The sequence below is a fragment of the Pilosibacter rotomagensis genome (genome assembly GCF_045062245.2).
Classification (GTDB): domain Bacteria; phylum Bacillota; class Clostridia; order Lachnospirales; family Lachnospiraceae; genus Pilosibacter.
Genome location: NZ_CM170323.1, coordinates 1,781,590 through 1,803,076, shown reverse-complemented (window position 1 = coordinate 1,803,076; position 21,487 = coordinate 1,781,590). Strand labels below are relative to the sequence as shown.

Annotated in this window: 18 protein-coding genes; 1 reads left to right on the top strand and 17 read right to left on the bottom strand. The window is 52.9% G+C overall.

The window, feature by feature from the left end; genetic code table 11:
* Positions 1-55: 55 nt before the first annotated feature.
* Positions 56-1,141: a TRAP transporter substrate-binding protein DctP gene (gene dctP / locus ACI3EW_RS07900; RefSeq protein ID WP_182426519.1), complete on the bottom strand. Its 1,086-nt coding sequence runs from the start codon at positions 1,139-1,141 to the stop codon at positions 56-58.
* A 408-nt stretch (positions 1,142-1,549) separates the two neighbouring features.
* Here dctP and ACI3EW_RS07895 point away from each other — a divergent pair, with 408 nt between their 5' ends.
* Positions 1,550-2,125: a YcxB family protein gene (locus ACI3EW_RS07895; protein WP_118321019.1), complete on the top strand. Its 576-nt coding sequence runs from the start codon at positions 1,550-1,552 to the stop codon at positions 2,123-2,125.
* Positions 2,126-2,148: 23 nt separating this feature from the next.
* Here the strand turns inward: ACI3EW_RS07895 and cobK are convergent, their stop codons facing one another.
* The 16 genes from cobK to rlmN all read right to left on the bottom strand — a co-directional run bounded on the left by cobK (position 2,149) and on the right by rlmN (position 21,446).
* Positions 2,149-4,374, bottom strand: a complete 2,226-nt coding sequence (cobK, locus tag ACI3EW_RS07890; protein WP_485663352.1) for a precorrin-6A reductase — start codon at positions 4,372-4,374, stop codon at positions 2,149-2,151.
* Entirely contained in the window at positions 4,371-5,111 is a 741-nt protein-coding gene (cobJ, locus tag ACI3EW_RS07885; RefSeq protein WP_118321017.1) for a precorrin-3B C(17)-methyltransferase, read from the bottom strand. The genes cobK and cobJ overlap by 4 nt, the downstream gene beginning before the upstream one ends.
* Positions 5,108-5,878, bottom strand: a complete 771-nt coding sequence (cobM, locus tag ACI3EW_RS07880; protein WP_118532078.1) for a precorrin-4 C(11)-methyltransferase — start codon at positions 5,876-5,878, stop codon at positions 5,108-5,110. Before cobM ends, cobJ begins: the two co-directional genes overlap by 4 nt.
* Positions 5,879-5,953: 75 nt before the next feature.
* Positions 5,954-7,306 (bottom strand): cobalt-precorrin-5B (C(1))-methyltransferase CbiD, encoded by a 1,353-nt coding sequence (cbiD, locus tag ACI3EW_RS07875; RefSeq protein WP_118532076.1) that lies wholly within the window; start codon positions 7,304-7,306, stop codon positions 5,954-5,956.
* 36 nt (positions 7,307-7,342) lie between these two features.
* On the bottom strand, positions 7,343-9,766 hold the full coding sequence (gene hemC, locus ACI3EW_RS07870; protein WP_118532074.1) for a hydroxymethylbilane synthase: 2,424 nt from the start codon (positions 9,764-9,766) through the stop codon (positions 7,343-7,345).
* A gap of 3 nt (positions 9,767-9,769) precedes the next feature.
* Positions 9,770-10,462, bottom strand: coding sequence for a precorrin-2 C(20)-methyltransferase (gene cobI, locus ACI3EW_RS07865; protein ID WP_118532072.1), 693 nt, complete (start codon positions 10,460-10,462; stop codon positions 9,770-9,772).
* Between the two features lie 57 nt (positions 10,463-10,519).
* Positions 10,520-11,332, bottom strand: coding sequence for a zinc dependent phospholipase C family protein (locus ACI3EW_RS07860; protein WP_182426816.1), 813 nt, complete (start codon positions 11,330-11,332; stop codon positions 10,520-10,522).
* A 222-nt stretch (positions 11,333-11,554) separates the two neighbouring features.
* Positions 11,555-12,835, bottom strand: coding sequence for a serine--tRNA ligase (gene serS, locus ACI3EW_RS07855; protein WP_118298108.1), 1,281 nt, complete (start codon positions 12,833-12,835; stop codon positions 11,555-11,557).
* A gap of 239 nt (positions 12,836-13,074) precedes the next feature.
* Entirely contained in the window at positions 13,075-13,902 is an 828-nt protein-coding gene (locus ACI3EW_RS07850; protein WP_118321011.1) for a pyridoxamine kinase, read from the bottom strand.
* A 163-nt stretch (positions 13,903-14,065) separates the two neighbouring features.
* Complete coding sequence (locus tag ACI3EW_RS07845; protein WP_118532068.1) at positions 14,066-14,656, bottom strand: ECF transporter S component; 591 nt, start codon at positions 14,654-14,656, stop codon at positions 14,066-14,068.
* 311 nt (positions 14,657-14,967) lie between these two features.
* Complete coding sequence (locus ACI3EW_RS07840; RefSeq protein WP_252197354.1) at positions 14,968-15,660, bottom strand: thiamine diphosphokinase; 693 nt, start codon at positions 15,658-15,660, stop codon at positions 14,968-14,970.
* Positions 15,661-15,866: 206 nt separating this feature from the next.
* Positions 15,867-16,532 (bottom strand): ribulose-phosphate 3-epimerase, encoded by a 666-nt coding sequence (gene rpe / locus ACI3EW_RS07835; protein ID WP_118298105.1) that lies wholly within the window; start codon positions 16,530-16,532, stop codon positions 15,867-15,869.
* A 4-nt stretch (positions 16,533-16,536) separates the two neighbouring features.
* Positions 16,537-17,415, bottom strand: coding sequence for a ribosome small subunit-dependent GTPase A (gene rsgA, locus ACI3EW_RS07830; protein ID WP_118298104.1), 879 nt, complete (start codon positions 17,413-17,415; stop codon positions 16,537-16,539).
* A gap of 76 nt (positions 17,416-17,491) precedes the next feature.
* Positions 17,492-19,666: a Stk1 family PASTA domain-containing Ser/Thr kinase gene (pknB, locus tag ACI3EW_RS07825; RefSeq protein ID WP_405581574.1), complete on the bottom strand. Its 2,175-nt coding sequence runs from the start codon at positions 19,664-19,666 to the stop codon at positions 17,492-17,494.
* A complete protein-coding gene (locus tag ACI3EW_RS07820) occupies positions 19,663-20,403 on the bottom strand; it encodes a Stp1/IreP family PP2C-type Ser/Thr phosphatase (protein ID WP_118298102.1) in 741 nt (246 codons plus the stop codon). Before ACI3EW_RS07820 ends, pknB begins: the two co-directional genes overlap by 4 nt.
* On the bottom strand, positions 20,400-21,446 hold the full coding sequence (rlmN, locus tag ACI3EW_RS07815) for a dual-specificity RNA methyltransferase RlmN (RefSeq protein ID WP_118650133.1): 1,047 nt from the start codon (positions 21,444-21,446) through the stop codon (positions 20,400-20,402). Before rlmN ends, ACI3EW_RS07820 begins: the two co-directional genes overlap by 4 nt.
* Between the last annotated feature and the right edge of the window lie 41 nt (positions 21,447-21,487).

The window sequence follows — 21,487 nt, the reverse complement described above, 5'->3', positions numbered from 1 at the left end:
CAGCGGCTGCCCGGAAAGAGCAGCCGCCGGTTCCATGTGTTTTATGGATGATCCGTTAGTTTTTTGCGCGGTAGTCATTCAGGAAATCAACCAGTTTCTGGTGGAGATCCGGGTCTGCGCCGTACTCTTCTACGATCCAGTCGTAAACCGGAGCACATGCCTCTGTAAATGCGTCTACGTCGACATCGTTCCACTCAACGCCTTTTTCCTTCAGGAATTCGATCATGGAAGCTTCGTCGTTCTCTGCATTTTCCTGTTCCCACTTACCAGCTTCTACACAGCACTCGTCGAGGATGTTTCTCCATTTTTCCGGGATGGACTGGTAAACATCTTCTGCCATGAACAACCAGCGGGTTGCGATAAAGTGGTTGGTGTTTGCAACTTTCTTGGTGTACTCATAAGCACCTGTATCTTTCAGCGTGGAGACGGAACCTTCGAAACCATCTACAACACCGCTGGACATTGCGGATAAGCACTCCGTAAAACTCATTGCGGACGGGGTTGCACCGAGGCAGGTGATCGTCTTTACGAATAACGGAGATTCTGTGGAACGCATGATCAGACCATTCAGATCTGCCGGTTTTGTAACAACCTTATTCGTACATACACTTCTGAATCCAAAGGAATAATGGGTATCAAGAACGTGGATGTTATAGTCGCTTGCCAGTTTTGCATTCAGGTCTTTTACGATGTCGGAATCCATCACTGCGTTGTATTCCGCATTGTTCTTATAAAGCATCGGTCCTACTAATACGTTGTAGTCGCCGATATAGTCTGCAAAGTAGGACGGCTCCTCAAGGCCCATCCATACAGCACCGTTATGTGCCTGTGCTACAGACTCTGCGTAGCAGTCGAGCTGGTTCTGTCCGTAGTATTCCAGGATGATATGGCCTTCGGTCTTCTCTTTTACGAGATCTGCCAGATATTCGCTGGCTTTGTAGTTCCACTCTGCCGGCTGGAATACGTTGGAAAATTTGATCGTGATCTGGAAATCATCTGCCGCATCGGCGCTGGCTGCTGCCTCAGATCCTGATCCTGCGTCTGCTGCCTTGGTATCTGTCTTTGCGCTGTTTCCGCCTCCACAGGCTGCCAGGCTCATCACCATTGTTGCTGCGAGTACTACTGATAATACTTTTTTCATTCTCTTTTCTCCTTTTCGAACCTCCCGGCCCCCGGCCGGTACATTAACAAGTTCCTGCTCCCTTTCCATAAAGCCCTTTTTTGAGCAGAAAAATAGCGCCAACGCAAATAAACAGTTATAAAAAACTATTTTCTATCCGCGGCGCATCTCTTAACTCTCTGCTATCGGGTCTTTATTTATCTTTTACATAATATTAGCACTTATTTTACAAAACCGCAAGATGTTTTGTCGAAATTATATATTTTTTTTGTGATTGTGTTTGATTTTTGTGCAAGTTTCTTATCGTATCTTCCATCTTACATATTCTTTATGCATAAATCCGTCAATTCACGGTTGTAAAAAAAAGGCAGGGAAGGTATACTGAAAGCAGTATAAAAACTACTACTATAGGATACGAGGACAATTCTTATGATTCGCTATACGATTAAGATGCAGCACGACGAAAAAACCTTTGAAGCACTCTCCAGGATGCAGTACGATCTCTTCTGCTCCTCCAACCGGATCACACGGACGATCCTGAGCATTCTGCTCATCGCCGCCGGGATCGTGAATTTCACCCAGTGGTGGGGCATCCTGCTGGCCGCCTACGGCTGCTATCTGACAACCAGCACCTACAGCTCCGCGAACCACACGGCACACAGGCTTGCGGAACAGATCAAAAATAGCGGGATGCCGTTTCCGTCATCCCGCTATGAATTCTCTGATGATCATATTGAAATTTATGTTCTTCCTGCCGGTAAAAAAGAAGTTTCCCTGAGGTATACTGATTTCGATAAACTCGGAGAAGATCAGCGATTCTTTTACCTGTTCCGCGATTCTTACGGGGGATACATGATCCCGAAAGAAGAGCTCGGCGATGAAAAGGAAGTCACTGCGTTCCGCGAATTTCTGGAACAGAAAAGCGGAAAGACCGTCTGCCGGAAAACAATTCCGCTTTTGCGGGCTATGCAGATGGTGAAACGACTGCAACGCCGGGCGGGATAGGGTGCAGAAAATTCTGACTGTTCTCATCCCCTGTTCCCTTCAAAGCTCACGATCCACACCGGATTCAGTCCCATCATCAGGTGGCTGTTTCCGGCTTTTTTTGATCTGGCTGCTGTCAGGGTCACGAGCTCCGGTTCCGTTACCGGAAGTGTCTTCGCCGCCGCAAGGACAGCTGCAAGAGATTCCGGTGTGATGAGGTTTACGACAAATCTTGTCTTAGGATTCTTCTTGAGACAGAGCGCAATGACTTCCTCCATCTTTCCGCCGCTCCCGCCGATGAAGACGTGCGTCGGAGCAGGAAGGTCATTCAATGCCTCCGGGGCATTTCCCGCGATGATTTTTGCATTTGTGAGTGCAAATTTCCGGAAATTCTGATCCAGAAGCTCCACTGCTTCCGGGTTCTTCTCGATCGCAAAGACTTTTACCGAGTCGGAAAGTCCCGCGCACTCCACGGAGATCGACCCCGTTCCGGCCCCGACATCGTAGAGAACGGAATGTTCCGTCAGCTCCAGCTTCGATACGGAAACCGCGCGGACTTCCATCTTTGTCATCGGGACTTTGCCGCGAAGAAATGTCTCATCCGGGAGACCATGCGACAACGACCGGAGCGGACCGTTCCATTCCGCATAGAGGACCGCCAGCGGCGGAGCCTTCCGCTCCCTGAATGTCTCCAGGGATCCGGAGAGGACCTGCTCCCCGTCCAGAGAGAGGTTCTCACCGATAAAGAGCTTTGCATCCTGCATTCCGAGTTCTTCCAGCTGTCCGCAGATCTTCCCGTAGAAATCGGTTCCGCCTCCAAGGACGAACGCGCGTCCGGTGCGTTTCAGTTCGGACGCAAAATTTGTCTCCTGACCATGCATGCTGAAGAGTTTTACATGATCCCACGGGCGCCGGATCTTTGCGAAAAAGTATCCGACCGATGAAATCCCCGGAATGATCGTGACTTCATACGATCCGCGCTTCTCCAGGACTGTGGAGAGCTTCTCCGCCGCACTGTAGAATCCGGTATCGCCTGACATGGCTCCGCAGATGATCCCTGCTTCCGGATGGCTGTCCAGATAATCTGCGATCTTTTCCGGCTGATATGCCTCGTAGACCGGCTTGTGGAAATCGGCAAGCTGTCTAACACAGCGGGATGCGCCGACGATCAGGTCACACGCCTCAAGACGTTTCTTTGCCTCGCCTGTAAGCCAGGATGAATCTCCCGGGCCGGTTCCGATGAGGAAAACCTGGCGAATTTTTTCGTTTTTTATGTTTTCTCCGACCGCTGATCCGGCGGAGTCTTCCTGTGCAGGAGCGGGCTGGTTCCGATCTGCTTTCTCCGGAGCGATATGATCTGTGTTTATCAGATCTGAACCTGTTTGGCAGCTCTCTCCTGCCTGTTCCGGTCTGTCGTCCGCATCGTCTTTTTCATGCCCATCGGAAGCTGCGAGTGAAAAATTTTTCTCCAGATATTTGATCCCATCTTCCAGTGAGATTCCATCCTCCGACGGATGCCCGATCACGACGAGTCCGACTCCGGCTTTCTTCGCAGCGCTGACTTTCTCCCCGAAGCCGCCGGCTTTCCCAGATTCCTTCGTCACCATCCATTTCGCATGGACGGATCTCATCATCGCGACATTCAGCTCTTCCGAAAACGGTCCCTGCATCGCGATCAGATGGCTGCCGTAGAATCCCATGTCCGCACATGTCTTTACGACATCCGGCATCGAGAGGACGCGCGCGTAGACTCTCGTCTCCCAGTCCGGAAGCTCCAGAAACGCAGATAATTCCTTACTCCCGGTCGTGACGAAGACCGGTCCTTCAGTCATTTTCAGAAATTCGACTGCCGTGCGGACCGAATCGACAAATACCGGCTCATTTTTCCGGTCAGCCGCCATTTTCTGGATTTCCACCAGCGTCTGGACCCGAATTCCGCTCCTGCCTCCGTCCCGCAGGATCCGCAAAAACGCCGTATCTGTCTTCTTCGCCGCCTCGCGGATATTTGCCGTAACGGCTTTCGCGAACGGGTGCGTCGCGTCCAGGATCAGATCGTACCGTTTTTCCCGGAACAGATCCTCCATCCCGTTCTCATCGATGCGCCCGTCATAGACATGGAGATTCGGTGCCTCCGGGATCTCCTCTTTTCCGTACTCCGTCGCGACGAAAACATCCGCCCGGACATTGCTCCCGGCCAGTCTCTCCGCGAGAAGCCGGCCTTCCGTGGTCCCCGCAAAGATCGCGATCTTTTTTTCTTCCTCTATTTTCATATCCGGTATCCTCTCGGTGTGACCATCCAGTCCTGTCCGCCAAGAACAGACTTTTCGGTCCGGCTGTTTCCGATAAACACAGTCGTGAACATGTCCGCCTCGTAGTCTTTTAATTCCGCGAGTGTCATGACCTTCTTCATTTCCCCGTCCCGTCCGATGTTTTTCACGATCCCGCAGACCGTTTCCGGAGATTTATACCTCAGGAAGATCTCACACGCACGTTTTAAATAGTCGGCGCGTTTTTTGCTCGACGGGTTGTAGAGACAGATGGAAAAATCCGCCTTTGCCGCGGCATCGAGACGGGTTTCGATCGTCTCCCACGGGGTTAAAAGATCGCTCAGGCTGATCACTGCGAAATCATGCATGAGCGGAGCGCCGAGGACTGCTCCGCCGGAGAGCGCCGCCGTGATCCCCGGGATTACTTCCAGTTCCACATCCGGATATTTTTCTGCCAGCTCCAGGATCGGTCCCGCCATTCCGTAAACTCCGGCATCCCCGCTGCAGATCATCGCGACGGATCGTCCTTTTTCCGCCTCCGCAAATGCCATCTCGCAGCGCTCGATCTCCCGCTTCATCGGGGTCGTCAAGAATTCCTTATCGGGAAAGTACGGCTTCGCAAGCTCCACATAGACCGTGTATCCCACGATCACATCGCAGGTGTTAAGCGCCTTTACGGCACGGAGCGTCATGGATTCATATTCTCCGGGGCCCATGCCGACGACAGTCAGTTTTTTCATTGGTCCGTCCCCTTTCTGAATTCTGTGGAGAAGTCCGGCGCATAAAGTCTCGACTCCTCATAACCATTGTGATCTCTTGTCCCGAATACATCACCGATGAAGATCATCGCCGTCTTCCGGATCCCGTTTTCCTCTGCAGACCGTGCCAGCGTGGAGACGGTGCAGCGGACGATCTTCTCATCCGGCCATGTCGCCTTGTAGATGATCGCCGCAGGGGTATCCGGCTCATATCCGGCTTCCGCCAGCTCTTTTTCCATCTGCGCGAGCAGACCCGTGCTGAGAAAGACCGCCATCGTCGCATGGTGGGCTGCCAGGGAACGGAAATTTTCTTTTTCCGGGACATCCGTCCGCCCTGCCATCCGTGTGATGATCACGGACTGGGACACGCCAGGCAGCGTGAGTTCCGCATGGAGACTCGATGCAGCGCCGCAGAAGGAGCTGACGCCCGGGCATACATCGTAGGCGATCTTTTTCTCATCCAGCCGGTCCATCTGCTCCCGGATCGCGCCGTAGATCGCCGGGTCTCCGGTGTGGAGACGCACGGTCACCTTTCCGGCTTCTTCCGCTTTCTCCATGGCATCGATCACCTCGTCGAGCGTCATATAGGCGCTGTTTAAGATCTCACAGCCCGGCTTCGTCTCTTTCAACAGTTCCGGATTCACAAGGGATCCCGCATAGATCACGACATCCGCTTCCCGAAGGAATCTCTGTCCCCGGACCGTGATCAGATCCGGCGCCCCGCTTCCGGCTCCAACAAAATGTATCATGCACATCTTCCTCCCGATTTTTTATCGATATTTAACATTCTTCATGCCCTGTCATCACATGTCCACACACCGGGCTTACCTACGATGATCTTCCTCTTCGCATAACGACTGCATTTTCAGCTCCGACAGTGCCTCTTTCAGGATCTCTGCCGCATCATCCGTCTCACCAAGGTACTCCCCTTTTGTTCCGAAGACGATCATTCCCGTCTTCAGCTCGTCCCGGGATCTGTGGGCGAGGTGCCAGGCGGCACGTTTTAGAAATACGCGGATCGTATCTTCCAGGATGCCTGCCTGTTTTAAGTGGTCCATCGCTTCGTCCGTCGTGTTGGATCCCTGGATCTTTCTTAATAGCTCCAGATCTTCGGTGCCCGCGGAAAGCGCGCAGGATAAGAGCGTGTCCATCCGCCCGTCGGCTTCCCTTGAATGTGTGTTCATGATCCCGTTTCCGATCTTCACGAGTTTTCCCATATGACCGGCGATCACGATCCCGGAAAAGCCGAGTTCTGCAGCGATGTCGATCGTCTTTCCGACGAAGTTGCTCATCGTAACGAGTGATTTTTCCAGACTTTTTTTCTGCTCATCCTGTTCGGAAGAATTCACCGAAGAGTTTCGATCGGAACAGTCCGAGGACTGACGATCCAACGGTTCCGTTTGATCGCAGATTCCTGAAGCCTCATCCTTGGATTTGTATTTTCCCGGACAGCTTTTTAAATATGTTTGCAGAAATCCCGCTCCCATATTTCCCGGTACAGCAATGACCCAGCGGCGCCCTTCCGCCTTTAAAACATTCAGATGCGTCCGGATCGTCTCCACGAGTGCTTCCTCGCTCATCGGCTCCACGATCCCGCTGGTTCCGAGCACCGAGATCCCGCCCTCGATCCCGAGGACCGGATTGAAGGTCTTTTTCGCAGCTTCCACACCAGCCGGGATCTTGATCGTAACGAGAACAGACCGGAGTTCCCCGGCCTCTTCGAGAAGTGCATCCACGGCGTCCCGGATCATCTTTCTCGGCACCGAGTTGATCGCCGCAGCGCCGACCGGCTGGTCGAGTCCCGGCTTTGTGACACGGCCGATCCCGATGCCGCCGTCGATCACGATCTGCGGAAGGAAACTGCCGACTGCATGGTCTGCAGCTCCCGTCTCTGCATCCGGAAATTCCGCCCGCGCGTACACGAGGATCCCGTTCGTCACATCATAGTCATCCCCGGCGTCCTTCCGGACTGCGCACTCCGCCCAGCCATCCCCGGAAGTTTTCTCCTCCAGCGCCACGCGAACCGGGATGCCTTTCGGGGTCATGAGTTCCTCTGTTTCTCTCCAGGAACCAGTGAGAAGGAAACGCACTGCCCCCTGGGCCGCAAGCGCCGCGCAGGTTCCCGTTGTGTAGCCGCATCTTAACTTTTTATGGTCCTTATATACAAACGTCTCCATTGTTTTCCTCTGCCCCTGCAGGCCCCGCAACTTTTGTTATCTCGCGATCTCATTCCGGTCCGCCAGCAGCACCTCCAGGATCCCGTCCGCAGTGTAATCGGAGGCTGTCAGGGCATTTGTCACTCCATACTCCGCGAGGACCGCCGCTGTCACTTTTCCGATGCAGACCGGGCGCGCCGTTCCAAACAGAGCTGCCGCATCTTTCTCCCGTCCTGCGAAAAATCCGCGGACGCCGGAACCACTTTCAAATGTGATGTAGTCGGCATGTTTCAGCCGCGAAAGATCTGTCTGCTCCGCCCGCACATCATAGATCGGGATGTCATCAAACAGATATCCCTGTTCTTCCAGCCGATCCGTGAGGATCTTTGATCCCTGTTTTGCCCGTGGGATCAGAAGTTTTCCACTCTCGGAAATCCCGGAAATTTCTCCTGCTTCTTTCAGATGCGCCACAAGTCCGTCTGCCAGCGCCTTCGTCGTGTATTCTTTCGGGATAAAGTCCGGCGTGATCCCGATATTTGCGAGATACTCCCCGGTCCCGCGCCCGACAGCGGCAAACTTTAAAGAGCCGAGTTTTCTGAGATCCACATGCTTTTCATGCATCCGCTCGAAGAAGATCTTCACCGCATTCCGGCTTGTGAAGATCACCCAGCTGTACTGTGCAAGATCCGTGAATGCCTGATCCAGGCGATCCATCGGTTCTCTCACTACGACCGACTCCCCGGCGCGGATCGTCTTCGCCCCTTCGACTGCCAGCCGGTCCATGATCCGTCCTCCGACGGCTTCTGTTCCGGTGACTCCCACCGTGATTCCGGTAAGCACGCCCGGCACCATAGATGTAAAGTGGAAGGCACAGACCTCACCCACAGCGATGATCCCGGGAGGCGTAAGTCCCGCTTTTCTTACAGCCTCAGGCAGATCCTTTAAGGATGCCCGGACAACGCGCATTCGGGACAGTGTTCCGTCCGTCACAACGGCTGCAGGCGTCTCCCCGTCTTTTCCGCCATCTATGAGACGTTTCACGATCTCCTCAAGGTTCGAGAGTCCCATAAGGAAGATCAGGGTTCCCGGAAGCTTCGCGTACAGGCTGTAATCCCCGTAGAGTCCTCCGCCGTCCTCATGGGAGATATGTCCTGTAAAGACATGGAAATCTCTTGCGATATTCCGGTGTGTGACCGGGATCCCGGCCGCTTCCAGTGCTCCGATCGCGGATGTGACGCCCGGGACGACCTCATAGGAGATTCCTGCCTCCGTGAGTGCCTGGATCTCCTCGCCGCCTCGCCCAAAGACGAAGGGATCTCCACCTTTTAAGCGGACTACACGTTTCCCCTCCAGTGCTTTCTCCACAAGGATCCGGTTGATCTCCGACTGTTTTTTGATGTGGTGACCCGCCTCTTTCCCGACATAGATCCGCTCGCAGGATTCCGGCACTAAAGACAATAATTCCTCGGAGCCAAGCCGGTCATATACGAGAACTTCCGCCGCTTTTAAGATCTGCTGCCCCTTTACAGTGATCAGACCGCCATTTCCCGGACCTGCTCCGACGAGAAATGCCTTTCCTGCCGGCACATCCCCATCGGTTCCCTGTCTGACAAGAAGCTCCGCGAGTCTCATGGAATCCTCCGCTGCTCCTGAAACCTGAGTGCGGGTTACTCCGTTCTTTGTTTCCCTCATCAGATCCATCCGGAAGCTTCCATTCTCTTCCTTCGCGTACACACCAACTGCCGCGGTACAGCCTGCCCCAAGAAGACGCAGGACCTTCCGCTCCGCAAACAGGGCGCGCTCCGCCTCTCTGTCATTCAGTTTTTCCAGGATCTTTAAAACCTCGCTGCCTTTTTTTGTCTCAACAGCGATGATCCCCTGCCCGCCCGCCGGGATAAAGATTTCCGGTTCCAGGAATTCAAATGAAAATCTCGGATCATCCAGAAGTCCGAGGCGGGAGAGACCAGCAGCAGCAAGAATGATCCCGTCATACTCTCCCGCATATAGTTTTTCCAGCCGTGTATCGACATTTCCGCGAAGAAGTCTGCACTCCACGTCCCCGCGCTCCATGATCTGAACCTGGCGTCTCGGGCTTCCCGTTCCGATGATCCGCGGCATCCGCTCCGAAGTCCGGCCTTTTACCGTTACAAAGACGTCTCTCGGATCTTCCCGTTTTAAAACTGCCCCAATGCAGAGCCCGTCGCTCAGATCCATCGGCATGTCCTTCGCGCTGTGGACCGCAAGGTCGATCTCCCCGTTTAACAGTCCCTGCTCAAACTCCTCGACAAACGCGCCTTTTCCGCCGAACGCCACGAGGGATGTCTTTAAGATCTTATCGCCTTTTGTCATCAGCGGCACCAGCTCGCACACGACCTCCGGACATACTGCCTGGATCGCCTCCGCAACCATCTTTGTCTGAACGAGCGCCAGTCTGCTCTTCCGCGTTCCGATCCGGATCGTCCGCCATTTTTTTGTCTCCATGCGCTACTGTTCCTCCCTGTCCTTCGCGATAATAAGGGAATAATATCCCGCGTCCTCCGCAATCTCCGAAGCGCTCTCAAAAAGCCGTTCGCCGTCCATTCCGCAGTTTTCCACCATCCAGGCCGGAAGCTCTCTTTCCATGAGTTCCCGCTTCACGTCCCCGATCTTTTTTCCTGACTTCATTAAGATCTTTGTTCCCGGGAGCTCCAGTCCGTCTGCGACCGGATAGGATCCCGGCAGAATGTGGATCGCCTCCGCCTTTTCCCCGAGGGAAATCCCGAGTTTTGCCGCCGCCGCGCAGAAGGACGGGACCCCGTTTACCAGAATCGACTCATATCCGAGACTCAAAAGTTTCTGATGGACATAGCCGTAGGTCGAATAGATCGTCACGTCCCCCAGCGTCAGAAACGCGATGGTCTTTCCCTGGTCCATAAGCGCCGTAAGGCTCTGAACCGCCGCCTCATGGCTCTCCCTTAACACAGTCTCATTTTTTGTCATCGGAAACACCGCAGGGATGATCTCCTTATCTTTGATCTCCGGAACTGCCCCGCTGGCGATCTGATATGCGGTGCAGGACTCCCGGTCTTTTCCCGGGATCGCGATCACATCTGCTTCTCGGATCAGGCGGACCGCCTTCAATGTCATAAGCTCCGGGTCACCCGGTCCCACTCCGATTCCATAGATCTTTCCCCGCATGATGGTTCTCCTTTATTCTCCAAGTTTTTGTTTCTTTCCGCATTGTGTCTGCAAAAATTACGCCGGTGTCTCCCCGTTAAAGTTTCCGTAAAACAGTTCCGGCATCGGTCCCTTTCCTCTCAGGTATGTAAACAGGTCGCTGAGAAGCTCCGCCCCGACCGGGACTGCCTCATGGAATTCGCTCTCCAGATGGTCTGTGATCGACTCACATCCCGGTGTCGGCTGTTTTCTCATGAACATGCCGTGGATCACCCCGTAGCAGCCCGTAAAGCGAAGCAGGAAGCAGCAGAACCGCTTCGTCCATTCGCTGGAGTTGATGAACAGCCGGTTCATGGTCCTAAAGCTCATAATGGCCTTTGCGACCTTGATCGGGTCCTCATCGAAAAGTCTTGAGGAGGCGCGGACAGTCTGGGCAGTAATCTTTAAATGGCAGGTGAGGTTTGAGTGGAGCGGCCGCATGTGTTCGCGCTCCAGAAGCCGTCTCTCCAGCTCCGTCTCGATCTCCGCGTGGGTGATCCCGGTCCGTTTCTCCTCCGCGTTCACATAGGCATGGACCCGGTTATCCAGACAGAAATGGCAGGCAACGCCCATGAGGTATGCGATCATCTCATCCCGCTCGTCCCGCGTCTCCGCTTCATGGACCAGCATCTTTCCCCGCTCAAAAAGCTTTGCAGCCGGTTCCCCGTGCATTCTCACGCCTTTCTGGTTCACCTTGTTCTTTCCGAGCGCTTTGTAAAAAAACAGGACATCCGGTCCATGCGCGCCAAGAAGAAAGCAGTACCGCTCTTTCTTTATGATCCGCTTGATGACCGGATCTGCCTCCATATATACTTTTCTCCCGTAAAGATCATGTGCAAATGCTGCCGGCATGAAACTCATCTCCTTTGTAATATAAAAAACAGAGTAACTGTTCCGTAGATCTGCGCACTTGCTGCGCTGACCGTAATATAACATAGGTTTGAAGGCAAAAATCCCATCGGCGAAGCCGGTTTGGAATGGATGTCTGCCCGCAATCGTGAGGGTATTGAACAGTTACAAAACGGAAAAAAGCTGTGACAAAATGACTCGCCACAGCTTTATGAAATTCCTTATTTATTTGATTTCGGACTTGCCGCCCATATACGGTCTTAAAACTTCCGGAATTCTTACGGAACCATCTGCCTGTAAGTTGTTCTCCAGGAAAGCGATCAGCATTCTCGGCGGAGCTACAACCGTGTTGTTTAAGGTGTGGGCGAAATATTTCTTTCCGTCCGCTCCGTTTACACGGATTCTTAAACGTCTTGCTTGAGCGTCGCCAAGGTTGGAGCAGCTTCCTACCTCGAAGTACTTCTTCTGTCTCGGGGACCATGCCTCAACATCGACAGATTTTACCTTCAGGTCAGCGAGGTCACCGGAGCAGCACTCTAAGGTACGAACCGGGATGTCCATGGAACGGAACAGGTCTACGGTGTTCTGCCATAACTTGTCGAACCACATCTTGGATTCTTCTGGCTTGCAGACAACGATCATCTCCTGTTTCTCGAACTGGTGGATACGATATACACCGCGCTCCTCGATGCCGTGTGCGCCTTTCTCTTTACGGAAGCACGGAGAATAGCTTGTTAAGGTCTTCGGAAGTTCCTCCTCCGGGATGATCTGGTCGATGAATTTACCGATCATGGAGTGCTCACTTGTACCGATGAGGTAGAGGTCCTCGCCCTCGATCTTGTACATCATAGCGTCCATCTCTGCGAAGCTCATAACGCCGGTAACAACATCGCTGCGGATCATGAACGGCGGTACGCAGTATGTGAATCCACGGTCGATCATGAAATCTCTTGCATATGCGATCACTGCAGAATGAAGTCTTGCGATATCGCCCATTAAGTAGTAGAAACCGTTTCCGGCAACTCTTCTTGCAGAGTCAAGGTCGATTCCGTTGAATCTCTCCATGATCTCTGTGTGGTACGGGATCTCGAAATCCGGAACGACCGGATCACCGAATTTCTGTACTTCCACGTTCTCGCTGTCATCTTTACCGATCGGAACGGACGGATCGATGATGTTCGGGATCGTCATCATGATCTTTTTGATGCGCTCCTCGAGGTCTTTTTCTTTCTCCTCAAGTTCAGCAAGGTGATCAGAAGCTGCGGTAACCTGTTTCTTTACCTCTTCTGCTTCTTCTCTCTTTCCCTGTCCCATTAACGCACCGATCTGTTTGGAGATCTTGTTTCTGTTTGCGCGGAGATCATCAGCCTCTTTCTTTACTTTTCTGTTCTCCTCGTCCAGCTCGATCACTTCGTCTACTAACGGAAGTTTCGCATCCTGGAATTTATTCCGGATGTTCTGCTTTACGACTTCCGGATTTTCTCTTACAAATCTTAAATCTAACATCGCTTTTCTCCTTATTTTTGCAGCAATTCCAACATTTCAGGATCAGGCCTGCTCATTTCCGGTCGATCTGCGGAAACGCCGCGTAAATTTTCTCTCTTCCGGCTTTATCAGATCCGGTGCCGTCCGTAGACCCGGAGTTTTCCTGATACACGTTCTCCGATATCTGACGGCTTTCCTGCGTAAAACACGCTTTGGTAAAAATATATCATATTTCTTCGAGAAAAGGAAGGGGATTTCTCTTACTTTTTTATCAGTTTCCCCAGAATCTTCTCAAAGCAGACGCCGTTCGCGTGCGGGATCTGCTCCTCATCGGAGACTTTGATGCACTCTTTCACGAAACCTGCTGCCTGAGCGACTGCCTCGGGAAGGGACTTTCCATTTAGGAGCGCCCCCGCCACAACGGAGGAGAAAACATCTCCGGTTCCCGGGCGCTCGCCGCCGGAAGATCTTGTCCTGATAAATTTTGCTTCCATCTGCCCGCGTTCCAGGACCACGTTCGTGTAATAGCTGCCTTCGCGGACTCCCGTGATGACCACGGACTTCGCACCCATGAGCCGAAGCATCATCGCCATATTTAAAAGCTCCCGCCGCGTCCAGTTTTCCTTTTTGTAGGGGGTATCCGTGAGGATGCAGCACTCCGTCACGTTCGGGAGGACGATATCCGCCATGCAGACGAGTTCCTTCATCTGCTCGCACATCTCCGGCGTGTAGGTCTCATAGGCATGTCCATGGTCTCCCATGACAGGATCGACGACGACAAACGTCTCCTCCGACTCCAGTTTCCGGATCATGTCCATGACGATCTCGATCTGTGCCTCCGAGCCGAGAAATCCTGTCGCCACCGCATCGAAGGAGAGACCGAGTTCCTTCCACTTGTCAGTGTAGGCTGTCATTTTTTCCGTGTAATCATCGAAGAAATACACCGGAAATTCCGTGTGGTTCGAGAGGATCGCTGTCGGTACCGGACAGCACTGATGGCCCATGACCGATAAAACAGGAATAGCCACTGTTAATGAACAGCGGCCATACCCGGAAAGATCATTGATCACAGCAATTTTTTTCTGCATAATTTTTCTTCCAGTCTTTCTGTGTTTCCGCAATCCCCTTCGTTTATACACTGCCGTTCCCGGGATTCCTGCTCACACGGGCATCAGCACATAGACAAATAGAAATTCTGCGGAAAATACTTTGATTCATATCTTTCAGTTATTTTCCCTGAATCCTGATCTTTTACACTCTCTCTGCAGCAATCAACCCCGCTTTTCTTAAAGCCGGGCGGAGCGCTGCGTAGAGGATCACGGCGATCACGGAATTGATCACTGCATTGATGATCGTCGTGTACGTTGTGATCGCAAGGAGCGCCTTGATCGCGGATGCGGCTTTGTCAGCATTCGGGAATAATAAGGTGTACCATACATACTTTAACGCCGGCTCGAAGAAGCAGTTGAAGCCGAGACCGCAGACTGCAGCGATCGCGGACCAACGGATCACATACGCATGGTCATGTTCATCGGAAAGCTTCGCGATCTTATGAGCTACGAAGCCGACGATCAGGCCGATCACAAGCTTTGTGATAAAGGTTCTCGGTGCAGATGCCGCGTAACCGCCGACAATATCAGCGATCGATAAGCCGACCGCTCCGGAAAGACCTCCGTAGACACCTCCGAGGAGGTACGCGGAAAGGACGACGAACGCATTTCCGATGTGGATCTTGCTTCCGCTGGCTGAGATCGCCGGGAACACCGCATATCCGATATAGCAGAGCGCCGCCATCAGGCCCGCCTGCGCGATTTTCATTAACTGGTCATTCTTTTCTTTCATAATTAAGTCTCCCCTCGTGTGTTACTGACAGTCCATCCGGCAGTTCTCTTCAGATGTATGCCGTCCGGCATCAGGAATCGCTCTTCGTGAATATGAGCTTCCGGAGCCATTCCGACAGGTCATGCAGGAGCTGTCTCTTCTGTCTTGTCATCCATAGTAACACTCATGTGGATTGTGCAAAATGTCCAGTTTTGGTTTTTTTATGCAGTCCAGTAGATTCTTATTCCACTCTTCCGGTCCCGCCTTCTGCCTGTGTCCTGCGCTCAGTCTTTCATCTTTTTCATTCTGCAGCGTTTTCCTGATCCCGCATCTTAGTCTCCGGATTCCACACAGATCAGGATCCCCTCACGGAATGAGATCTTTGCAGACTCCCCGGGGACCTCGTTGCTGACGCAGAGACTCGGGTTTTCCAGGATCGAGATATCCTTATTATGGAGCGGATACTTAAATCCATCCAGCGTGATCCCGAGAACTTTCTCCGTGAGCGGCAGAAAAGAGACGTATTTTCCGTAGAGGTCTGTCTTTCGAAAGACGGAATGTTCTTCATCGTCCGGCGTCAGGAGAAAGATCCGGTTCTTTGCATCATAGATCTCCATAAAAAGTCCGGCGTCTTTCGCAGCCCTCATCAGGTGAATGTTGGAGAGCTCGTGGTCCAGTCTTCCGCCCGTAGCGCCGAGCACATGGGCTGTGCGGAAACCGGCGCGGAGAGCGGAGCGGACTGCGAGGTCTGTGTCCGTCTCATCCTTTTCCGGTTTGTGGACATCCGTTGCCCAGCCTTCCTTCTTCCTTAGCTCCTCCATCCGCTCCAGACCAAAGGTGTCAAAATCCCCCACCGCGAGATCCGGGACAAGTCCCAGGTCCTCACAGACAGCCAGTCCGGCGTCCACCGCGATCACATACGGGTACTTCCTCTCCTTCACAAATTTTGCCGCAAACTCCCGGTCTGTCGGCCCGCCGGACACGATCAGGCAAGTGTCCGCAGCTTCTTTCATATCTGAACTCATTTTCGTTGTCACACTCCTTTTGATCCGATCAGGTGGGATCTTATCTGACTGAGATAAAAATCCAGCCATGACGTTTCCTGTTCCATGATCTTCATGGCATACAGGAAACGCATGGCTGATGAAATAATTTCGTTACTCTTCGTATCCGGGAATTCTTGAAGCGGGAATTCCGTATGATACCACAGTGACCGCAGACTTTGCCGGTTCTATTTTGCAGAATACTCGTCAAAGATCTTTAAAAATTCCCGCGTATTCGCTGCCGCATCATTCTTAAATACCGCAGAACCGGCAACGATGACATTTGCACCGGCGTCGAGAACATCTCTCACATTTGCCGCATTGACGCCGCCGTCCACTTCGATATCCGTGGTAAGACCGGCCTCATTTAACATGGTGCGGAGTTTTTTGATCTTCTCTAAGGTGTACGGGATAAATTTCTGTCCGCCGAATCCCGGATTGACGGACATGATGAGGAACATATCGACCTCTTTTAAGATGCAGGAGAGAGTCTCCACAGGTGTCGCCGGGTTTAATGCGACAGCCGCTTTCGCGCCGGTCTCCTTGATCTGGTTGATCGTACGGTCAAGGTGAAGACAGGCTTCCTGGTGGACACAGATGAGGTCCGCGCCGGCCTTTCTCACATCATTTACATATCTTCCCGGCTCCTCCACCATCATGTGGACATCAAACACACGGTCTGTCGTCTTTCTGAGGGAAGAGATCACCGGCATACCGAAGGAAATGCTCGGAACAAACGCTCCGTCCATCACGTCGAGATGGATGTACTGCGCTCCGGCGTCGGAAACAGTCTTTACATCCTCTCCAAGTTTTGAAAAATCTGCTGAAAGAATCGATGGCGCTAAAATATACATGATCTTAATATCTCCTTTTATTCTTAAGTTCATCATAGATCAACCGGTAATTGTCATACCGGGATCCTGCGATCTTTCCTGCTTTTACGGCATCCTTGACACCGCATTCCCGCTCTCCTACATGGACGCAGCCAAGGAACCGGCATTCCGGCTCATAGGCTTCAAACTCCGGGAAATAGTCTTTTAATTCCTCCGGCTTCATATCGTCAACAAAGATCGAGCTGAATCCGGGCGTATCCATCACGAAGGTTTCCTTCTCGACGAAAAACAGCTCGGAATGTCTCGTTGTGTGGCGTCCTCTCCTGATCTTCTCGCTGACAGCACCCGTCTCCATCTCCGCCTCCGGCTGAATGCGGTTCGTCAGGGACGATTTCCCGACACCGGATGGACCGGCAAGAGCTGTCGTCTTTCCCCGGAGAAGATCGTGGATCGCCTCGATCCCATCTCCCTCAAGAGCGCAGGATAAGTGAACTTCATATCCTGCGTTCCGGTAGATTTCAGCGAGCCGGTCAGCCTCTCCCTCTTTTCCGAGGTCCGTCTTGTTAAAACAGATCACCACCGGCACATCCTGGGCTTCCATCGTGACAAGGAACCGGTCCAGAAGGTTTAAGTTCGGTTCCGGATCAGCGACCGCGAACACGATCATCGCCTGGTCAATGTTCGCGACGGCCGGGCGGATCAGGGAATTCTCTCTCGGGAGGATCTCCACGATGTTTCCGAGGCATTCCTCCTCTGAGAGCACATCGAATTCCACATTGTCACCCACAAGAGGTTTGATCTTCCTGTTCCGGAATACGCCCTTTGCCTTGCATTCATATACTTTGGAAACGCCGTCATGGACATAGTAAAATCCGGCGATCCCCTTAATGATTTTTCCAGTCATACACTCTCCCATATCTCATCCTGACTGCCCGTATGCTCCGCAGTCAGGTTTCGTATCCGCTCTCTGCCGCCTTTTATCAGCTGTCAACTTCCGTAAAGGTTACGTTGTACGAGGTCAGAACGACATTGTTCGTGAGATCCACGATCTCCACTTCACCGGTCTGCACGCCGTCTGCGCCGCGGATCTTGTCAAGCTTGATATTTAAGGTCGTGTCCGCGCTGTAGGACTTCGGCTCTGCAAGTTTCGTGTAGGTCACTTTTCCGTTTACCGTCTGTTTTAAACGGATCAGGATCTGGATCTCGGAGGACGCTGCCCCCGGTCCGTAGGAGACCTGAAGAGGATAACTTGCATCCAGGGAGGCGATAAACTGTTTTTTCGGCGCTTCCGGTCCGAGACTCACGGTATAATCCACGGTCTCTCCGGGTGCGACCTGGGTTCCTGCCTCAACGCCCTGGCTGATGACATGACCGGCCGAGATCGTACTGTCATACTCTTTTGAGATCTCGCCCGCCACAAGTCCTGCCGCAGAAAGAAGTGCGGATGCCTCCGCGTCTGTCTTTCCGTAGAGATTCGGAACAGAGACAAATTCTTCCTCCGGCCCCGTGCTCACATACAGAGTCACAGTACTTCCGAGTGCCACTTTGTCCTCCGGCTCATAGCGGATGATGGTTCCGGACGGGACATCCTCGCTGGATTCTTCCTGCACATCTGCTTTCAGGTTCTTTCCCTCTAAGAGGCGCACTGCCGTCTCAAGAGTCATTCCGGAAAGTCCGAGTTCCGCGAGATCCACCTTGTCAGATCCGGCGCTGATGACGACAGTCACCTTGGAAAAGCGCGGGATCACGGTATCCGGTTTCTCTTTCTGGGAAATGACCATGCCTTTTTCCACACCGTCGGAATTTTCCTGCTCCACCTGCATGGAAAGGTCGAGTCCCTGCAGAATCTTCTCAGCTTCATCCTGTGAATGTCCCACAAGATTCGGCATGTAGACCTCTTTCTGGCTGATCGTTGTCTCCGATACCGCTGTGGTCTTTGCCTCCTCCGTGGTCGCCTCCTGGGAGACCTGCTCCGTCGGATCTTCCGGCGTGCTGCTCCTGAAGAGGCCGCCGAGTTTCAGGATAAATACGATCACGACCGCCACGATGATCACGGCTGCCGCAACACCCAGGCCGGTCAGGATCTTTTCCAGCCCGGTCGCTTCGTCGTTCTCTTTGCTCTTTTTCTGGTCTTTCTTTGCGCCCTCCGGCTGCTCATAACGTTTTTCCAGATCACGCCGTTCCCTGCGCTCACGGATCTCCTTCACCGGCTTTGACTCCCGGATCCGCTCTCCACTCCTGGTCTTGATCATATTCAGCTCATTCGGGCTGATCACGATCGTATCGGAGCTGTGGTCTTCCTCCTCGATCACACCGACATTCGGATCATCGTCGTTTAAGAGCGCTCTTCTCAGGTCGCTGATCACGGCTGCCGCGCTCGGATAGCGGCGTTCCGGTCTCTTTTCCGTACATTTTAAGATGATGCGGGCAAGACTCGGGGAAACCTCCGGATTCAGTGTTCTCGGATCCGGCATCGGATCTTCCAGATGTGCCAGCGCAACTGTCACGGTGTTGTCTCCCTCAAACGGGACATGACCGGTGACCATCTCGAACATCGTGATACCGAGAGAATACAGATCACTCCGCTCATCGCTGTATCCGCCCCGCGCCTGCTCCGGGGAAATGTAGTGGACGGATCCCACTACCGTCGCCGCATTCATGGTCTGGGAGGAGACGGCTCTCGCGATCCCGAAATCCGCGACCTTCACCTTGCCATCCATGGAAATCAGCATATTTTGCGGTTTGATGTCCCGGTGGATGATATGCTGCTCGTGGGCAGCCTCGATCCCGGAGGCAACCTGGATCGCGATCCCGATCGCTTCTTTCACTTCAAGATGACCTTTTTTCGTGATATAGCTCTTTAAAGTAATTCCCTCTACGAGCTCCATAACGATGAAGTGGATGTCTCCTTCATCCACAACGTCGTAGATATTGACAATATTCGGGTGGGAAAGTCCGGCTGCCGCCTGGGCTTCCATCTTAAATTTGCTGACAAAAGTGGCGTCGGAAGTAAACTCCGATTTCAGAACCTTGATCGCGACAAGGCGGTTCAGCTTATGGCATTTTGCCTTATACACATCTGACATTCCGCCAGATCCGATCTTTTCCAGGATCTCATACCGATCCTGGAGCATCGTTCCAGGATATAGAATCATACATTCACCTCACTTATCTGAGGTTCTACAAGGACGATCGCAATGTTGTCCTTTCCTCCGTTCCGGTTTGCCTCATCGATCAGGGCGTCCGTCTTCTCTTTCAGTGTATCCGTCGTCTTTAAGACGCGGCTGATCTCTGCGTCATCCACCATGTTTGTCAGTCCGTCGGAGCAGAGCAGAACGCAGTCGCTTTCGAGAAGCGGCACCTCGAAGAAGTCCGCCTCCACACGCTTTCCGATCCCTACAGCGCGCGTGATGATATTCTTCTGGTTCCGGTAGGATTCACTGTCCCGCTCCATCTTCCCTCTCGCGACCATCTCCTCCACAAGGGAGTGATCCCGCGTGATCTGGGCCAGGCTGTCCCGCAGAAGGTAGAGTCTGCTGTCCCCCACGTTTGCCACATACATCATATCGTCCTCGATGGTGGCCGCCACCAGGGTGGATCCCATTCCTTCCCGCTCCGGATCTTCCATGGACTCCTCATAAAGGCCGAGATTCGTCTTTTCAAGCGCTTTTCTCAGGACCATCACTGGACTCACAGCGTCAGAATTTTCGATATTTTCTTTCATATGTTCCACGACATACCGGGATGCGAAATCCCCTGCTTTATGTCCGCCCATTCCGTCTGCAACGATGAACAGGTTCGGGAGCGGTCCCACCGGCTGATCCGATGCAAACAGGAAATCCTGATTGGATCTTCTCACGATTCCGGTATCTGTCTTCGCGTAAGAGATCATGACAGTCCCTCCTCACTCAGGTAACTCTTTCTAAGCTGCCCGCAGGCGCCGCCGATGTCGCGGCCCATCTCCCGGCGGATCGTAACGTTGATCCCGTGTTTTTCAAGGTAGCCTTTGAACGCGTCGATCGCGTCCCGGTTGGACTGTTTAAAGTCACGCTCCTTGATCGGGTTGACCGGGATCAGGTTCACATGGCCCTGCATATCCTTTAAGAGCGCTGTCAGGCGCTTTGCCTCATCGAGGTTGTCGTTGACTCCCTGGACCAGGCTGTACTCAAAGGTCAGGCGTCTTCCTGTCTTTTTATAATATTCCTTACATGCCGGAAGCACCTCCGACAGGGAGTAGCTGTTGGCGATCGGCATCAGGGTCTTTCTCGTCTCATCGTCCGGCGCATGAAGAGAAAGTGCCAGGGTGATCGAAAGACCTTCATCCGCGAGCTTTAAGATCTTCGGGACGATCCCGCAGGTGGAGACCGTGATGTTTCTCTGGCTGATGTTCAGGCCGTTTTCGTCGGAGAGGAGCCGGATGAAGCGGACCAGGTTGTCATAATTGTCCATCGGCTCTCCGCTTCCCATGACCACCACATTGGAAACGCGCTCTCCCGTGGATCTCTGGATCCGGTAGATCTGATCCAGCATCTCTGAAGGACGTAAGTTTCTCGTAAGTCCGTCCAGAGTCGACGCACAGAACCGGCAGCCCATGCGGCAGCCGACCTGGGATGAGATGCATACGGAATTTCCGTGATGGTATTTCATCAGGACGCTCTCGATCACGTTTCCGTCATCGAGACCAAACAGATATTTTCTCGTCCCGTCGATCCCGGATTCCAGCATTTTTACGGTCCGTAAAGACGTATATGTACTGTTCTCCGCGAGTTTTTCCCTAAACGCTTTCGGCAGGTTTGTGCACTCGTCCAGGGATGCGGCCAATTTTTCATGCATCCACTGGTACAGCTGTTTCGCACGGAACGGCTTTTCGCCGAGTTCCTTCACAAACTCTGTCAGCTCCTCCAACGTCATTGATTTCAGGTCTTTCTTTTCCATTCTCCACTCTCCAAAACAGCAGTTCTGTTATTTTTTCTGTA

Excerpts from the sequence above, each read along its gene's own strand:
- dctP (WP_182426519.1), bottom strand. The coding sequence starts at position 1,141 with ATGAAAAAAGTATTATCAGTAGTACTCGCAGCAACAATGGTGATGAGC.
- ACI3EW_RS07895 (WP_118321019.1), top strand. The coding sequence starts at position 1,550 with ATGATTCGCTATACGATTAAGATGCAGCACGACGAAAAAACCTTTGAA.
- cobK (WP_485663352.1), bottom strand. The coding sequence starts at position 4,374 with ATGAAAATAGAGGAAGAAAAAAAGATCGCGATCTTTGCGGGGACCACG.
- cobJ (WP_118321017.1), bottom strand. The coding sequence starts at position 5,111 with ATGAAAAAACTGACTGTCGTCGGCATGGGCCCCGGAGAATATGAATCC.
- cobM (WP_118532078.1), bottom strand. The coding sequence starts at position 5,878 with ATGATACATTTTGTTGGAGCCGGAAGCGGGGCGCCGGATCTGATCACG.
- cbiD (WP_118532076.1), bottom strand. The coding sequence starts at position 7,306 with ATGGAGACGTTTGTATATAAGGACCATAAAAAGTTAAGATGCGGCTAC.
- hemC (WP_118532074.1), bottom strand. The coding sequence starts at position 9,766 with ATGGAGACAAAAAAATGGCGGACGATCCGGATCGGAACGCGGAAGAGC.
- cobI (WP_118532072.1), bottom strand. The coding sequence starts at position 10,462 with ATGCGGGGAAAGATCTATGGAATCGGAGTGGGACCGGGTGACCCGGAG.
- ACI3EW_RS07860 (WP_182426816.1), bottom strand. The coding sequence starts at position 11,332 with ATGCCGGCAGCATTTGCACATGATCTTTACGGGAGAAAAGTATATATG.
- serS (WP_118298108.1), bottom strand. The coding sequence starts at position 12,835 with ATGTTAGATTTAAGATTTGTAAGAGAAAATCCGGAAGTCGTAAAGCAG.
- ACI3EW_RS07850 (WP_118321011.1), bottom strand. The coding sequence starts at position 13,902 with ATGCAGAAAAAAATTGCTGTGATCAATGATCTTTCCGGGTATGGCCGC.
- ACI3EW_RS07845 (WP_118532068.1), bottom strand. The coding sequence starts at position 14,656 with ATGAAAGAAAAGAATGACCAGTTAATGAAAATCGCGCAGGCGGGCCTG.
- ACI3EW_RS07840 (WP_252197354.1), bottom strand. The coding sequence starts at position 15,660 with ATGAGTTCAGATATGAAAGAAGCTGCGGACACTTGCCTGATCGTGTCC.
- rpe (WP_118298105.1), bottom strand. The coding sequence starts at position 16,532 with ATGTATATTTTAGCGCCATCGATTCTTTCAGCAGATTTTTCAAAACTT.
- rsgA (WP_118298104.1), bottom strand. The coding sequence starts at position 17,415 with ATGACTGGAAAAATCATTAAGGGGATCGCCGGATTTTACTATGTCCAT.
- pknB (WP_405581574.1), bottom strand. The coding sequence starts at position 19,666 with ATGATTCTATATCCTGGAACGATGCTCCAGGATCGGTATGAGATCCTG.
- ACI3EW_RS07820 (WP_118298102.1), bottom strand. The coding sequence starts at position 20,403 with ATGATCTCTTACGCGAAGACAGATACCGGAATCGTGAGAAGATCCAAT.
- rlmN (WP_118650133.1), bottom strand. The coding sequence starts at position 21,446 with ATGGAAAAGAAAGACCTGAAATCAATGACGTTGGAGGAGCTGACAGAG.